Origin of the sequence: Methylorubrum salsuginis (genome assembly GCF_900114375.1) — a bacterium.
Classification (GTDB): Bacteria; Pseudomonadota; Alphaproteobacteria; order Rhizobiales; family Beijerinckiaceae; genus Methylobacterium; species Methylobacterium salsuginis.
Genome location: NZ_FOSV01000002.1, coordinates 86,938 through 101,582 on the forward strand (window position 1 = coordinate 86,938; position 14,645 = coordinate 101,582).

Here is a 14,645-nt window from a genome sequence, read left to right on the forward strand (position 1 = left end):
CATGACGAACCCGAGCGACGACCTCCTGCACCCGTCCGACGACGGCGCGCTGCCCTACCGGCCCTGCGTCGGCGTGGCCCTGTTCAACCCGGACGGGCTGGTCTTCGTCGGCCGGCGCAAGTCCGAGGCCGGGCCCGAGCACGTGGCGGACGGCCATGCGTGGCAGATGCCGCAGGGCGGCATCGACGCGGGCGAGGCGCCGCTCGCCGCGGCCTTGCGCGAACTCCACGAGGAGACCAACGTCCCGGCCGACGCCGTGACCCTGCTGGCCGAGACCCGCGACTGGCTCGCCTACGATCTCCCGCCCGCGGTGATGAAGCAGGCCTGGAAGGGCCGCTACCGCGGCCAGCGCCAGAAGTGGTTCGCCTTCGGCCTCACCGGTCGCGAGGACGTGATCGATGTCGAGGCACCGGGCGGCGGTGCTCATAAGGCCGAGTTCGATGCGTGGCGCTGGGAGCGGCTGGAGGCGCTGCCCGGCCTGATCATCCCGTTCAAGCGGCCGGTCTACGAGGGGGTCGTGGCGGCCTTTTCCGGCCTCGCCGGCTGGCACGCCGCCGGAGCGCGATCGTGAGCCGCGCCAAGCGCTGACACGATGCGCTGGTGGTCGATTCCCCTCCTGGCGGCGCTGGCTTGGCTCGCCTACACCCTGACGCCGTTCTGGTCGCTCTACGAGCTGGCGCGCGCCGTGCAGGCGGGCGACGTGACCGCCGTCGAGCAGCGGGTCAACTTCCGCACCCTGCGCCTGTCGCTCGCCCGGCAGGTCTCCGCCACGATCCGGGCCGAGGCCGCCGCCGAGCCCCGCGAGCGCCAGCGCCTGACCGACGCGGCGGCGGCGCTGGCGCTGCCCGTCGCCGAGGCGCTGGTGACGCCGAAGACCGTGGTCGATCTCCTCGACGACGGCTGGCCGCAGGCGCTCGAGCTACCCGAGGCGACCCAGCGCCACGAGCGCCGGGACGGCCTGCGCATCCCCGATCTGTCACGGGCGCTGCGCTATTACCTCGCCTCCGACATGCGCGGCTTCCGCTCGGTCGTCATCCCGGTGCCGCCCGACCGCCCGCGCGCCGAGCAGTTCCGCCTGCGCCTGCGCCTGCACGATTGGGGCTGGCGCATCGTCGAGATCGAACTGTCCGAGGATCTGCGCGGGCGCATCGCCGAGAAGATCGCCGCCGGAGTCGCCCGTCTGCGCGAGAAGTCGGGGCAAGAGAAGTCGGGGCAAGAGAAGCAGGGGCAAGAGAAGCAGGGGCAAGAGAAGCAAGGGCAAGAGAAGCAAGGGCATGACAAGGCCGCACCGGAGCCGGTCCCGCCGCGGGCTCGCTGACGGGGATGTCACTGGACGAAGGATCGGCGCAACTTAGGTTGGGCTGGCCGCGTTGAGCGCGGTCTCGCTTCGCGGAGCGCACCCTTGAGGGCAGCGTCGGCCACCCCTTCCCAACACGATCCGGGCGACGCGGAGCACGGGCCGGAGCGACGGCTCGGGGCCGGGCTGCTGCTGGCGACGCTGGGCGTCGTCTACGGCGATATCGGCACGAGCCCGCTCTACGCCTTCAAGGAGGCGGTGCGGGCGGCCAGCCACGGTCAGCCGCCCTCGGCGGTGGCGGTGACGGGTGCCGTCTCGCTGATCCTGTGGTCGCTGATCCTGATCGTCTCGGTGAAATACGCCGTGCTGATCCTGCGGGCCGACAACAGGGGCGAGGGCGGCATCGTCGCGATGCTGGCGCTGCTGGGCGCGCGCCACGCCAAGCCCGGCTCGCGGCAAGCCCTGCTCCTCGTCGTCGGCCTCGTCGGCGCCGCCTTGCTCTACGGCGACGGGGCGATCACCCCCGCGATCTCGGTGCTCTCGGCGGTGGAGGGGCTGAAGGTCGATGCCCCCGCCCTCGACCGCTACGTCGTCCCGATCACCCTCGTCATCCTGGTCGGCCTCTTCCTCGTGCAGAGCCGGGGCGCGGCCTTCATCGGGCGCATCTTCGGGCCGGTGATGCTGGTGTGGTTCGTGGTGCTGGCCGCCCTCGGCATCGGCGGCATCCTCCAGGCGCCGCAGATCCTTCGGGCGATCAATCCGCTGGCGGCTGTGGAGTTCGTCGGCCATGCCGGGCTCGGCGTCGGCTTCGCCATGCTGGGGGCGGCCTTCCTCGCGGTCACCGGCGGCGAGGCGATGTATGCCGATCTCGGCCATTTCGGCGCCAAGGCGATCCGGGCGGCGTGGTTCGGCCTCGTGCTGCCCGCGCTGATGATCCACTATTTCGGCCAGGGGGCGATCCTGCTCGCCGACCCGTCGGCGGTGGAGAACCCGTTCTACCGGCTCGCGCCGGACTGGGCGCATTACCCGCTGATCGGGCTGGCGACGCTCGCCACCGTCATCGCCTCGCAGGCGATCATCTCCGGCGTGTTTTCGCTGACCCAGCAATCGGTGCAGCTCGGCTTCCTGCCGCCGATGCGGGTGGTCCACACCGCCCCCGACGAGCGCGGTCAGATCTATGTGCCCACCGTCAACTGGCTGCTCGCCGCCGCCACCCTCGCGGCGGTCCTGATCTTCCGCTCCTCCGACGCCTTGGCCGGGGCCTACGGCATCGCCGTCTCGCTGCTCATGGCGATCACCACCCTGCTCGCCGGGCTGGTCGCCCGCAAATGGGGCTACGCGCTGCCGGCGGTGATCGCGGTCAACGGATTCTTCCTCCTGATCGACCTGATCTTCCTCTCGGCCAACAGCGTGAAGATCGTCGAGGGCGGCTGGTTTCCCCTGGTTCTCGCCGGCGCGGTCGCGTTCCTGATGCTGACTTGGCGCAAGGGCAACACATGCATGGAGGATGCGCGGATCAACCAGCGCCCGTCCGAGCCCGCCTTCATCGAGCGCCTGCGCACCGATCCGCCGATCACCCTGCCGGGCTGCGCCGCCTTCCTGTCCTCGGCCACCAACGGCATCCCGCTGCCGATGGTGCGGGTGGTGGATCGCCTCGGCGCGCTCCACGCCCGCGTCCTCATCGTCACGGCCCTGTTCGAGGAAACCCCGACGGTGCCACCCGGCGAGCGGGCCGAGGTGAGCCAGATCACCCCCGACATCCGCCGGGTGATCCTGCGCTACGGCTTCATGCAATCGGCCTCGATCCCCGAGGGGCTGCGTTGCGCCGTCTCGTCGGGCAAGCTGCCGGAGGCGTTCACCGAGGATCTCACCGTCTTCGTCGGCCACGAGACCATCATCCCGGTCTCGGACCGGCGCGGCATGTCGGACTGGCGCGAGGCCCTGTTCGCGGTGATGCAGAACAGCGCCGAGCGCACCGGCGCGCATTTCTGCGTGCCGGCCCATCAGGTGATCGAGATCGGGACCGAGATCGAGATTTGACACCGATCGGTTCGATTGAAGACTCGCCGATTTGCGTGCGAGCAGCAGATCTGCCTCGATGTGGCTCGATATTCAGTCCCTTGGTGTGGTGGTACGCCTGAGACCCCATAGAGGGATGCGCTACGACCAGATCCTTCACGGCAGCGCCCGGAATACGGCACGGCACGAAAAAAGGGCGGCGCTCCGAAGAGGCCGCCTGAAGTCCTTGGGTCTCGAAACCTCCGGGTGTCGGCGAGCCGGAACCGGATTGACGCCCGAGGGCTGGGGAGCTCGGGTTTCAGGCGCCACCCCGGGGACGCGCCGACGAGGTTTCAGGTCACACATGATCGTGTTCAGGTGACCTTGGCAAGGCGAGATCGCGGCGAGACCGTGGCCGGCTCCTCCGACGGTGCGGCCGCGCACATGATGTATTCATTTCGGTTGCGCGGCCGCCCGGAAAGCGATCCGGCCATGCATGGCCGGCGAACCACCTTGTCGGCATGGACCCGGCGGCCCATCATTCCCTTGAAACGAACCGGCGGCCCGTCCGGCGGCCGATGCGCCAGGGAGCGACGATGAGCGAGGGCCAGAGCGCCGAGCCGCGGGATTCGCAGGTGATCCCGTTCCCGTCCACCACCACACCCCAGGTCGCCTTCCAGCGCGACGAATTGCGGATTCTGTTCAATCTCTACGGACGCCGTGTGGCGGAAGGGGAGTGGCGCGACTACGCGCTGGATTTCCGCCGCGACAAGGCGGTGTTCTCGATCTACCGCCGCACCTCCGAGATGCCGCTCTACCGGGTCGAGAAGGATCCGAAGCTCGCCCGCCGCCAGGGCGCCTATGCGGTGATCGCGGCGAGCGGCCTCGTGATGAAGCGCGGTCACGACCTCGCCCGCGTCCTCGGCGTGCTCGAAGGCCCGCTGAAGGCGGTGTAGATTCTTGTGCCGCATCGGCTTTTCCGAAAGCCGGCTCCCACCTTTCGGGCCGATGCTAAGTGTCTCTCACAAAACTCCCGCCGCGCCGTCGCGCCCGGAGAGGACACCGGCTGTGAACGGGAGTTATGTGAGGCACTCTAAGTCCCGGGATTCCGAAGGGATCATCCCTTCGGCGGGGTGCGGGGCAGAGCCCCGCTTGTGATCCTTACGCCTTCCGGAGTTGCCCTGCGGCCTGAGCCAGACGCCGGATCGCGCCGGGATCGGGCTTGCCCGCGGGCACGACCCAGCTTCCGCCGACGCAGAGCACGGAAGGGTGGGCGAGCCAGTCCGGGGCGGTGGCCTCGGTGATGCCCCCTGTCGGACAGAAGCGGACCTGATGGAACGGGGCGGCCAGCGCCTTGAGCGCCTTGAGCCCGCCCGCGGCCTCAGCCGGGAAGAACTTGAAGCGGTCGAGCCCGTGGTCGAGGCCGCGCATGATGTCGGCCGAGGTCGCCACGCCCGGCAGGTAGGGCACGCCGGAGGCCAGCGCCGCTTCCGTGAGCGGCGCGGTGAGGCCGGGGCTGACGATGAACTTCGCGCCCGCGCCGATGGCGGCGTCGAGGTCGCGGGCGTTCAGCACGGTGCCGGCGCCGACGACGGCGCCCTCGACCGAGGACATCGCCCGGATCACGTCCAAAGCCGCGGGGGTGCGCAGGGTGACCTCCAGGGCGGTAAGGCTGCCGGAGACCAGGGCCTCGGCCATCGGCACGGCGTCGGCCGCGTCCTCGACGACGAGGACGGGAATGACGGGGACGGAGCGCATCAGCGCGTCGATGGTGCTCATGTCGGTGTCTCTCGCTTCCCTCGTCAGAGGCCCGCGGCGGCCAGCATCGCAGAGCCACCACGTTCGGCGTCGTCGGCGCCCTGGCGCATGAACGCAAACAATTCCCGGCCGGTGCCGAGGCCGTCGGGAGGCCGGCTCGCGTCCTCGCGGGCCTCCCACTCGGCCGGATCGACCAGCACCTCCAGCACGCCGTCTTCCGCCGAGAGGCGGATCACGTCGCCGTCGCGGATGCGGCCGATGGGGCCGCCGCCGACGGCTTCCGGGCTCAGATGGATCGCGGCCGGCACCTTGCCGGAGGCGCCGGACATCCGCCCGTCGGTGACCAGCGCGACCTTGTGGCCGCGGTCCTGCAGCACGCCGAGCGGCGGGGTGAGCTTGTGCAGTTCCGGCATGCCGTTGGCCCGGGGGCCCTGGAAGCGGACCACCACCACCACGTCCCCATCGAGTTCCCCCGCCTTGAAGGCCGCGATGACGTCGTCCTGATCGGAGAAGACGCGGGCGGGGGCTTGAATCGTGCGCCGCTGCGGCTCGACCGCGCTGGTCTTGAAGGTGGCGCGTCCGAGGTTGCCCTTCACCAGCCGCATCCCGCCATCGGGCTGGAACGGATTGGCGGGTGGGCGCAGCATCGTGTCGTCCAGGGGCTCGGCGGGCGCGTCCTCGAAGGTGAGGCTGTCGTCCTCGCCCGTGAGCTTGGGGTCGCGGGCGTGATCGCGCAGGCGCGTGCCGGCGACCGTCAGGAGGTCGTCGTGCAGGAGGCCGGCATCGATCAGCGCGGCGATGACGTAGGACATGCCGCCCGCCGCGTGGAAGTGGTTCACGTCGCCCGCGCCGTTCGGGTAGACGCGGGCGATCAGCGGCACGACGCCCGAGAGCCGGTCGAAATCCTCCCAATCGACGACGATGCCGGCGGCGCGCGCCATGGCCGGGATATGGATCGCGTGATTGGTCGAGCCGCCGGTGGCCAGCAGGCCGACGATGGCGTTGACGATCGCCTTCTCGTCGATGCAGCGCCCGAGCGGGCGGTAATCGTTGCCGCTCCAGCCGATCTCGGTGAGCCGGTGGATCGCCGAGCGGGTCACGGCCTGGCGCAGGCGCGTGCCGGGATTGATGAAGGAGGCGCCGGGCATGTGCAGGCCCATCACGTCCATCATCATCTGGTTGGAGTTCGCCGTACCGTAGAAGGTGCAGGTGCCGGCGCCGTGGTAGGAGGCGGACTCGCTCTCCAGCAGTTCCTTGCGGCCGACCTTGCCCTCGGCGAAGAGCTGGCGGATGCGCTGCTTTTCCTTGTTGGCCAGCCCCGACGGCATCGGGCCGGCGGGAATCAGGATCATCGGCAGATGGCCGAAGCGCAGGGCCCCGATGATGAGGCCCGGAACGATCTTGTCGCAAATCCCTAACAGCGCCGCGCCCTCGAACATGCCGTGGCTCAAGGCGACGGCGGTCGACAATGCGATGGTGTCGCGGGAGAACAGCGACAGTTCCATGCCGCGCTGGCCTTGCGTGACGCCGTCGCACATGGCCGGCGTGCCGCCCGCGACCTGCGCGGTGGCGCCGACCTCGCGGGCGAAAATCTTGATCTGCTCGGGGTAGCGCCCGTAGGGCTGATGCGCCGAGAGCATGTCGTTGTAGGCGGTGACGATGCCGATGTTCATGGCGCGCCCGGCGATGATCGCCGACTTGTCCTCGCCCGACGCCGCGAAGCCGTGGGCGAGGTTGCCGCAGGCGAGCTTGGGGCGGTGGACGCCGGCCTCGCGCTCGCGCTCGATCAGGTCGAGATAGGCGCGGCGGCTGTCGCGGGAGCGGGCGATCACCCGCTCGGTGACCGCGGCGACCTCGGGATGAAGCTCCGGCATGGCGGATCAAGCCTCGTTCGTTTCGCGAGACACCGCGGAAACGGCGCCCGGCTCGCCCGTCCTTACCATGGAGCGGTTCGAAACGGGATCGCGGCCGATGGACCGATCGGGCCGGCTGTCACCGTGCCTCAGACCCAATCCGGTTGCTCCCTTCGGGATGGCGGATTTGGGCTTCGCTCAAGGGCCGCGCGGGCTTGCCGATACGGTCCCGCTTGATTCGAGCGGGGACCGTATCAATCCGGCAGCGGCGCCTCGACGGTGAAGACCAGGCCGCGGGGGCGGTAGTCGATGGCGGCGCGACCGCCGAACTCGGCGGCGAGCACGCGCTCGATCATGCGGGTGCCGAAGCCGACCCGGCTCGGCTTCTCCACCGGCGGGCCGTCGAGCTCCTCCCAGCGCAGGCGCAGCAGGGCCGGCGACGCGCCCTGGCCGTCGGCGAAATCCTGGGTCGGCCGGGTGCCGGGGCGCTTGCCGTCGACTTCCCAATTGAGGATCACCTTGCCGGAATCGTTGGAGAGGCCGCCGTATTTCGAGGCGTTGGTGGCGAGTTCGTGGAGCGCCATCACCACGGCGAGCGTCAGGCGCGGCGACAGGCGCACCTCCGGCCCGCCGACCCGGATGCGGCCGCGCGGGCTGACCCGGAACGGGCTCAGCGCAGTCTCGACCGCCTCGGCCAGCGTCGCGCCGACATCGCTCTCGGAGGTGAGGATGTCGTGGGCGTTCGCCAGAGAGTTGAGGCGGGCGTCGAGCGTCTTCTGCGCGTCCTGGATCGAGGCGGCGTTGCGAAGCGTCTGGTGGGCGATCGACTGCACGGTCGCGATCGAGTTCTTGACCCGGTGCTTCATCTCGGCGGCGAGCAAGGCGCGCTGCTCGTCGGCGCGCTTGCGCTCGGTCACGTCGAGCGAGATGCCGGCCATGGAGAGCGGCGCGCCGTCGGCCCGGTAATAGGCCCGGCCGCGCAGCTGCACCCAGCGGACCTCGCCGCCCTGCGCGGTGACGCGATGCTCGACGTCGTAATCGCTGCGCCGATCGATGGCGGCCTGCATCGCGGCCTCCAGCTTCGGGCGGTCCTCCGCCACCACGGCGGCGACGAGGTCGTCATAGGTGAAGGGCTCGCCCGGCGGGCGGCCGAAATTGAGCTTGCACAGCTCCGAGGCCACCAGGCGGCGATCCCCGAGATCGAGGCTCCAGGCGCCGAGGCGGCCGGCGGCGAGCATGAAGTGCAGGCGGCTCTCGCTGCGGTTCAGGTCGTCGTTGCGGCGCTCGACCTCCTGCTCCAGGGCGTCGCGGTCGCGCTGGAGCCGCACCAGCCGGTCGCGCTCCAGCGTCACGTCGAACTGCGAGGCGAAGAAGTAGGTAAGCTGCCCGTCGGAATCGAAGACCGGCGAGATCAGCAGCCGGTTCCAGAAGATTTCGCCGCTCTTCTTGTGATTCTGAAGGTCGATCTCGATCGGAATACGGCGCTCGATGGCGTCGCGGATCTTCGCCACGTCCTCGCGGTTCGTCTCCGGCCCCTGCAGGAAGCGGCAGTTGCGGCCGAGGATTTCCTCGCGGCTGTAGCCCGTGAGCTTCGAGAAGGAATCGTTGACGAAGACGATCGGGTTGTCGGGCTGGCTCGGATCGGTGATCAGCATCGGCATCCGGGTCGCCCGCACGGCGGCGGCGAAAGGATCGTTGCTCTTGGAGACGCGGTGTAATTCCGCGTCGATCCGGTCGTGCTCCTGGCGGCTGGTCACGGTCAGCGTTGTCCCGACGATTCCTCGAGGCAGTCCGAACAGGCGGCCCCCACGCCTTCCGGACGGGCAGCCCATATCATTTCAGGCGCTACAATCGCATCACAGACGCGAGAGCGCTACCGCCCGTCACCCCTTCGCGGCCCCGGCGTAGAGCCCGGCATGGGTGTCGCGCAAGACGTTCTTCTGCACCTTGCCCATGGCGTTGCGGGGCAGATCCTCGGCGAACAGCACGCGCTTGGGGCACTTGTACTTGGCGAGCCGCTCCTCCAGCGCCGCGAGGATGCCGGCCTCGTCGGGGGCGTTCTCGCCCGCCACCACGACGGCGGTGACGCCCTCGCCGAAATCCGGATGCGCCAGCCCGATCACCGCCGATTCGACGACGCCCGGCAGCGCGTCGATCTCGGTCTCGATCTCCTTGGGGTAGACGTTGTAGCCGCCGGTGATGATGAGGTCCTTGCCGCGGCCGACGATGTGGACGTAGCCGTCGCGGTCCACCTTGCCGAGATCGCCGGTGACGAAGAAGCCGTCGACCTTGAACTCGGCCGCGGTCTTCTCCGGCATGCGCCAGTAGCCCTGGAACACGTTGGGCCCCTTCACCTCGATCATGCCGACCTCCTCGGGGCCGAGGGGGGCGCCGGTCTCGGGATCGACCACCCTCAACGAGACGCCCGGCAGCGGGAAGCCGACCGTGCCGGCCCGGCGCGCGCCCTCGTAGGGGTTCGAGGTGTTCATGTTGGTCTCGGTCATGCCGTAGCGCTCGAGGATCGCGTGGCCGGTGGCTTGCGACCATTCGCGGTGCGTCTCGGCGAGCAGCGGTGCCGAGCCCGAGACGAACAGGCGGATGTTCGCCGTGGCCTCGCGGGTCAGGCCCGGCTCCTTGAGCAGGCGGGTGTAGAAGGTCGGCACGCCCATCATCGCGGTCGCCCGCGGCATCAGCTCCAGGATCCTCCGCGCGTCGAGGCGGGGGAGGAACAGCATGGTGCCGCCGGTGGCGAGCACGATGTTGGTCGCCACGAACAGGCCGTGGGTGTGGAACACCGGCAGCGCGTGGATCAGCACGTCGCGGTCGGTGAAGTGCCAGTACCCTGCAAGCGTCAGCGCGTTGGAGACGAGGTTGTCGTGGCTCAGCATGGCGCCCTTCGAGCGCCCGGTCGTGCCCGAGGTGTAGAGGATCGCGGCCAGATCGTCGGGCCCGCGGGCCCTGTCGGCGAAGTCGGTGGAGGCCGCGTCGGCTGCCTCCGCCATGCTGCCGCGCCCGTCGCCGCCGAGGGTGCGGACCTGTGCGACGCCGGCTTCACGGGCGATGGCGGAAAGGTCCGTTTCGCGGGCGGGATCGCAGACGAAGAGGGCGGGCTCGGCGTCGCCGAGGAAATAGGCGATCTCAGGCCCGGTATAGGCGGTGTTGAGCGGCAGGAAGACCGCGCCGGCCCGCACCGCGCCGAGATAGAGGAAGATGACTTGCGCGCTCTTCTCGACCTGGACCGCGACCCGGTCGCCGGGCCTCACGCCGAGGCGGGTCAGGGCGTCGGCATAGGCCGCGGAGCGGGCGAGGAGGTCGGCATAGCTGTATCGTGTGCCGTCCGGCACGGATTCGATGAAGGTGCGCCCGCCCGGATCGGCCGGGAGATGGGCGCGCACGAGATCGAACAGGTGGTTGCCGGCTGCCTCGGCCATCGCGTCTCGTCTCCCGCCCCGTCCCGAATTCTTTTGCTCGGTGACCGCATTGGCGCAGGGCGGCGCTCCGTTCAAGCGGAGCAGGAGCGGGACGGTTCAGTCTTTCGGGATACGCCCCACCGAGCAGAGGGTGCGCAACGCCCCCGCGCTGTCGGTGTAGCAGCTCGCCGACCAGCCGTTCTGCTGGATGAAGGACTTGCGCCCCTCGCGCACAGCCGTCTCGTAGGCCCGCGCCAGGATCGGCCCGATCACGCCCGCCGGCTCGCCGATCACCAGTTCGGACGCGATCGTTAGCTCGCGGAAATAGGTGGCGGACGGGGAGGGTTCGCCGGAGGAGGCCTGGACGATGGGCTGCGCCCGGCAGGTGAGGTTGAGCGTCACGCCGCTGGCCGCCCGCACGTCGATGCTCGGGCCCATCCGCCGGCCCGGCTTCTTGGCGCCTGTGGCCTGGGCGATCTGCTGGGCCAGCACATCGCACTCGTCCGCGACGGCGGGGGAGGGGGCGAGCAGCAAGGCCAGGAAGACGGCCGGAAGGGTGTCGAGGAGCGAGCGGCGCATGGTCCCCTCTATGCGCGCGTCTTCGAAGTCCATGCAAGGCATCGCGGGTTCGCCGGACGGCACCGGCATGGCTATACCCGGCGCTTCGAGCGGGCTGCCGCGATGCGAGGAACCCCCATGACGGTGTCGAGCGAGGACGAGCTGGCGGCCCTGAAGCGGATCGGGCGCATCGTCGCCGAGACGCTGGAGGCGATGGGCCGGGCGATCGAGCCCGGCATGACCACCCGCGAACTCGACGAGATCGGCCGCACCTTCCTGGAGGCGGCGGGGGCACGCTCGGCGCCGGAGGCGGTCTACGGATTTCCCGGCGCCACCTGCATCAGCGTCAACGAGGAAATCGCCCACGGCATTCCGGGCGACCGGCGGATCGCGGCGGGCGACCTCGTCAACATCGACGTGTCTGCGGAGATGGACGGCTATTTTTCCGACACCGGGGCCTCCTTCCCCGTGCCCCCGGTGACGCGGGCGACGGAGCGGCTGTGCAAGGACGGGCGGCGCGCCCTGTGGACCGGCCTGCGGCAGGTCGGCACCGGCAAGCCCATCGCCGGCATCGGCCGGGCGGTGGGGGCTTTTGCCGCGAAGAACGGCTACACGCTGGTGCGCAACCTCGCGAGCCACGGGGTCGGCCGGGCGCTGCACGAGGAGCCGACCGAGATCGCGACCTGGCCCGACGCCTCCGAGCGCCGGATCATGAGCGAGGGGCTGGTGCTCACCGTCGAGCCGTTCCTGTCGCTCGGGGCCGACTTCGCCGAGAACCGCGACGACGACCCCTGGACCCTCTACAGCCGCCCGCATGCCCGCACGGTGCAGTACGAGCACACGGTGGTGGCCACCCGCAACGGGCCGCTGATCCTGACGATGGCCGGTCAGTAGGGCGATCCTACGGGAAAGGTGAGCGGCACCGGGCTTGACCGTCTGGGCCAGCCCGCCGAAACCTTGCCGGCCGCGCCGGAAGACGCGCGGGATGGCCTGGGAGGGACGAGGATGCCTGCGACCGTGGGACGTTGGCCGTGGCCGATCCTGATGGCGGGGCTGATGCTCGCCGCACCGGCCCTGGCGCAGGAGCCGGCTCAGGCGCCCGCGCCCCGGACGAAACCGGCTCAAAGCCGCTCGAAGGCGCCGGTCGCGCCGATTCAGGTGTGGGACGCCCGCATCGAGGGCGGCGACCTGCGGATCTCCGGCAGCATCCGCAAGAGCGGCCAGACCGTGATCCTCGACGACGACATCTCCGTGCTGTCCGACAAGCGCGGGCGCTTCGAGTTCCGCCTGCCCTACCGTCCGGCGACCTGCATCGCCGTGCTCAAGAGCGGCGAGGACGAGCGCGAGGCGGTGGTCGCCAATTGCGCCCCGGAAGGCCCGCCCGGCAAGGCCGGCGAGGCCGGGCCGCAGGGGCCCGCGGGGCCGAAGGGCGAGACGGGGGCAAGGGGGGAATCCGGTCCCGCAGGACCGGCGGGCCCGGCCGGGCCCAAAGGCGAGCAGGGTCCTAAGGGCGAGCAGGGCCCCAAGGGGGATCAGGGTCCGAAGGGCGAGCCCGGCCCGAGAGGTGAGCCGGGAGCCAAAGGGGAACAGGGGCCCAAGGGTGAGCCGGGCGCCAAGGGTGAGCCGGGCGAGCCGGGGCCGGCCGGTCCCAAGGGAGAACCGGGGCCGAAGGGTGAACCGGGGCCCAAGGCCGATCAGTGAACCGCCCCTGAGGCGGGGTCGCCGGACAAGGCGAGCCCGCGCCGGCCCGCAGCGGGCCGGTGCATGGGCATGGATCGGGGCGGCCGAACCGGCCCTCACCCCGGCAGGGCGATGAACCACTCGTACGGTCCGGTCAGCCGGTCGATCATCTCCGGCTTGAGCTGAAACCCTTCCGGGTCGTCCGCGATCAGGCCGGAGACCTGGGAGGCGTGGGCCTCCACCGCCCGGCGCTTGGCCGCGCGCTCGGCCTCCACGGCGAGGCGGTATCCGGTCGGCGCCGGCCCGACCTCGCGTTCCGGCGGCAGGGTCCAGCCCCAGACCGGATAGGCGTAGAACGTCGCCCCCGGCAGATGCGTGCGGGCGAGGCCGACGATGGCGGCCGACGCCGTGTGGTCGCAATGCGGATCGTGCTTCCACGTCACGAACACGGCGTTCGCCCCGGCCTCGCGGGCGATCCCGGCGATCCGGGTCGCGGCCTCTTCGGCTTGCGGGCCTTCGCTCGGCACGCCGCCATCGGGCAGGCGCAGGAAGTGGATATGCTCGGGCGCAAGCCCGAGCGCCGCCATGGCCGCGACCGTCTCGGATTCGCGCAGATCCCGCAGCCGCCCGTGCGGATAGGCCTTGGAGTTCGGATGCGAGCCGCAGCCGTCGCTCACGATGACGACGCGGACCGGGCGCCCCCGCGCCAGGGCCTGGACGATCAGCCCGCCGCAGCCGAGGCTCTCGTCGTCCGGGTGGGGGGCGACCACGACGAGGCCGCCCTGCGGTACGAGGGTCTCGAACGCGGCCACCGGCAGGGTTGTGACGGCTTCGAAAAAGGCGTCGGCGCGCATCGGCTCCTCCCCATCATGGTGCCGCATCGTGTTTCCCAGACAGCCGGCGGCCGGCTTTCGGGACGATGCTCCGGAACGAACTCAGTCGGCTCTTCCCGCGAGATAGCGCGAAAATCCCTTGGCGCGCAGGTCGCAGGCCGGGCAGGTGCCGCAGCCGTAGCCCCACGGATGGCGCTCGCCCCGCTCGCCGAGATAGCAGGTGTGGCTCTCCTCGACGATGAGGTCCACCAGGGCCCGGCCGCCGAGTTCCTCGGCCAGCGCCCAGGTCTGCGCCTTGTCGAGCCACATCAGCGGCGTGTGCAGCACGAAGCGGCGCTCCATGCCGAGGTTGAGCGCGACCTGAAGCGCCTTGATCGTGTCGTCGCGGCAATCGGGGTAGCCGGAATAATCGGTCTCGCACATGCCGCCGACGATGTGGCGCAAGCCCCGCCGATAGGCGAGCGCCGCCGCGAAGGTCAGGAAGGCGAGGTTGCGCCCCGGGACGAAGGTGTTGGGCAGCCCGTCGCGATCCAGCCGGATCTCGCTCTCGCGGGTCAGGGCCGTCTCGGAAATCTCGCCGAGCGAGGACAGGTCGAGGGTGTGGTCGCGGCCGAGCCGGCGCCACCAGGCCCGGTCGTGCGCGGTCATGCCCTTGCGCAGGGCGCTGCGCCGTTCCAGCTCGATCCGGTGACGCTGGCCGTAATCGAAGCCCAGCGTCTCGACGCGGGGGAAGCGGTCGAGCGCCCAGGCGAGGCAGGTGGCCGAATCCTGGCCGCCGGAGAACAGCACCAGGGCGCCGGAATCGCCGTCCTCCGTCATGGTCCTACGTGCCCTCGTATTCGGCCCAGGAGAGGGGCGTCTCGAACACGCGCACGCTCGACAGTCCGGGGATCGACGGCTTGGCGCGATGCCAGATCCAGGCCGCGATATGCTCGGCGGTCGGGTTCTCCAGTCCCTCGATCTCGTTGAGGCAATGGTGGTCGAGCCGCTCCAGGAGCGGCGCGAAGGCGCTCTCGATGTCGTAGAAATCGACGACCCAGCCCGTGGTCGCGTCGATCTCGCCCGAGACCGTCAGTTCGACGCGGTAGGAATGCCCATGCATCCGGTGGCAGCGATGCGTGACGGGCACGTTGGGCAGGCGGTGCGCCGCCTCGAAGGTGAAGGCCTGGGTGATCTTCATGGATGTCTCAGCCGGCGGACGAGCGCCGGCACCGGGTTGGAATCGGGCCGCGGGGCCTTGAGCCGCCGATATGTCACC

13 protein-coding genes and 1 pseudogene are annotated in these 14,645 nt (G+C 70.4%); 6 read left to right on the forward strand and 8 right to left on the reverse strand.

What is annotated here, in order from left to right; all coding sequences use genetic code 11:
• Position 1 precedes the first annotated feature (1 nt).
• The 4 genes from BM140_RS03105 (at position 2) to BM140_RS03120 (ending at position 4,251) form a co-directional block, all read left to right on the forward strand.
• A complete protein-coding gene (locus tag BM140_RS03105) occupies positions 2-571 on the forward strand; it encodes an RNA pyrophosphohydrolase (RefSeq protein WP_091942664.1) in 570 nt (189 codons plus the stop codon).
• A 21-nt stretch (positions 572-592) separates the two neighbouring features.
• Positions 593-1,318, forward strand: coding sequence for a DUF2939 domain-containing protein (locus BM140_RS03110; RefSeq protein ID WP_091941897.1), 726 nt, complete (start codon positions 593-595; stop codon positions 1,316-1,318).
• Between the two features lie 84 nt (positions 1,319-1,402).
• Positions 1,403-3,337 (forward strand): potassium transporter Kup, encoded by a 1,935-nt coding sequence (locus BM140_RS03115; protein ID WP_091941899.1) that lies wholly within the window; start codon positions 1,403-1,405, stop codon positions 3,335-3,337.
• Between the two features lie 554 nt (positions 3,338-3,891).
• Complete coding sequence (locus BM140_RS03120) at positions 3,892-4,251, forward strand: DUF2794 domain-containing protein (protein WP_091942666.1); 360 nt, start codon at positions 3,892-3,894, stop codon at positions 4,249-4,251.
• 205 nt (positions 4,252-4,456) lie between these two features.
• Here the strand turns inward: BM140_RS03120 and eda are convergent, their stop codons facing one another.
• From eda to BM140_RS03145, 5 genes are all read right to left on the reverse strand, one after another.
• The gene (gene eda, locus BM140_RS03125; RefSeq protein WP_091941901.1) at positions 4,457-5,074 is read right to left on the reverse strand and encodes a bifunctional 4-hydroxy-2-oxoglutarate aldolase/2-dehydro-3-deoxy-phosphogluconate aldolase; all 618 of its coding nucleotides are present in this window, start codon (positions 5,072-5,074) and stop codon (positions 4,457-4,459) included.
• Between the two features lie 23 nt (positions 5,075-5,097).
• On the reverse strand, positions 5,098-6,927 hold the full coding sequence (edd, locus tag BM140_RS03130) for a phosphogluconate dehydratase (protein WP_091941903.1): 1,830 nt from the start codon (positions 6,925-6,927) through the stop codon (positions 5,098-5,100).
• Between the two features lie 233 nt (positions 6,928-7,160).
• Positions 7,161-8,663: an HWE histidine kinase domain-containing protein gene (locus BM140_RS03135; RefSeq protein WP_091941905.1), complete on the reverse strand. Its 1,503-nt coding sequence runs from the start codon at positions 8,661-8,663 to the stop codon at positions 7,161-7,163.
• A 126-nt stretch (positions 8,664-8,789) separates the two neighbouring features.
• Positions 8,790-10,337 (reverse strand): malonate--CoA ligase, encoded by a 1,548-nt coding sequence (locus BM140_RS03140; RefSeq protein WP_091941907.1) that lies wholly within the window; start codon positions 10,335-10,337, stop codon positions 8,790-8,792.
• 96 nt (positions 10,338-10,433) lie between these two features.
• Complete coding sequence (locus BM140_RS03145; protein WP_244535267.1) at positions 10,434-10,928, reverse strand: hypothetical protein; 495 nt, start codon at positions 10,926-10,928, stop codon at positions 10,434-10,436.
• Positions 10,929-11,012: 84 nt separating this feature from the next.
• On the opposite strand from BM140_RS03145, the gene map reads away from it, so the two are divergent.
• Entirely contained in the window at positions 11,013-11,768 is a 756-nt protein-coding gene (map, locus tag BM140_RS03150) for a type I methionyl aminopeptidase (RefSeq protein WP_091941909.1), read from the forward strand.
• A 111-nt stretch (positions 11,769-11,879) separates the two neighbouring features.
• Positions 11,880-12,551: pseudogene (locus BM140_RS03155) on the forward strand (collagen-like protein); the annotation flags it as partial.
• Between the two features lie 119 nt (positions 12,552-12,670).
• Here the strand turns inward: BM140_RS03155 and BM140_RS03160 are convergent.
• From BM140_RS03160 to queD, 3 genes are all read right to left on the reverse strand, one after another.
• The gene (locus BM140_RS03160) at positions 12,671-13,408 is read right to left on the reverse strand and encodes a PIG-L deacetylase family protein (RefSeq protein ID WP_091941913.1); all 738 of its coding nucleotides are present in this window, start codon (positions 13,406-13,408) and stop codon (positions 12,671-12,673) included.
• Positions 13,409-13,489: 81 nt separating this feature from the next.
• On the reverse strand, positions 13,490-14,206 hold the full coding sequence (gene queC, locus BM140_RS03165) for a 7-cyano-7-deazaguanine synthase QueC (protein WP_091941915.1): 717 nt from the start codon (positions 14,204-14,206) through the stop codon (positions 13,490-13,492).
• A 4-nt stretch (positions 14,207-14,210) separates the two neighbouring features.
• Positions 14,211-14,567, reverse strand: coding sequence for a 6-carboxytetrahydropterin synthase QueD (gene queD / locus BM140_RS03170; protein WP_091941917.1), 357 nt, complete (start codon positions 14,565-14,567; stop codon positions 14,211-14,213).
• Positions 14,568-14,645: the final 78 nt, after the last annotated feature.

What these genes read in the sequence shown, in the direction of transcription:
- queD (WP_091941917.1), bottom strand. Translation starts at nt 14,567, where the DNA reads ATGAAGATCACCCAGGCCTTCACCTTCGAGGCGGCGCACCGCCTGCCC.
- queC (WP_091941915.1), bottom strand. Translation starts at nt 14,206, where the DNA reads ATGACGGAGGACGGCGATTCCGGCGCCCTGGTGCTGTTCTCCGGCGGC.
- edd (WP_091941903.1), bottom strand. Translation starts at nt 6,927, where the DNA reads ATGCCGGAGCTTCATCCCGAGGTCGCCGCGGTCACCGAGCGGGTGATC.
- BM140_RS03145 (WP_244535267.1), bottom strand. Translation starts at nt 10,928, where the DNA reads ATGGACTTCGAAGACGCGCGCATAGAGGGGACCATGCGCCGCTCGCTC.
- BM140_RS03160 (WP_091941913.1), bottom strand. Translation starts at nt 13,408, where the DNA reads ATGCGCGCCGACGCCTTTTTCGAAGCCGTCACAACCCTGCCGGTGGCC.
- map (WP_091941909.1), top strand. Translation starts at nt 11,013, where the DNA reads ATGACGGTGTCGAGCGAGGACGAGCTGGCGGCCCTGAAGCGGATCGGG.
- eda (WP_091941901.1), bottom strand. Translation starts at nt 5,074, where the DNA reads ATGAGCACCATCGACGCGCTGATGCGCTCCGTCCCCGTCATTCCCGTC.
- BM140_RS03120 (WP_091942666.1), top strand. Translation starts at nt 3,892, where the DNA reads ATGAGCGAGGGCCAGAGCGCCGAGCCGCGGGATTCGCAGGTGATCCCG.
- BM140_RS03140 (WP_091941907.1), bottom strand. Translation starts at nt 10,337, where the DNA reads ATGGCCGAGGCAGCCGGCAACCACCTGTTCGATCTCGTGCGCGCCCAT.
- BM140_RS03110 (WP_091941897.1), top strand. Translation starts at nt 593, where the DNA reads ATGCGCTGGTGGTCGATTCCCCTCCTGGCGGCGCTGGCTTGGCTCGCC.
- BM140_RS03105 (WP_091942664.1), top strand. Translation starts at nt 2, where the DNA reads ATGACGAACCCGAGCGACGACCTCCTGCACCCGTCCGACGACGGCGCG.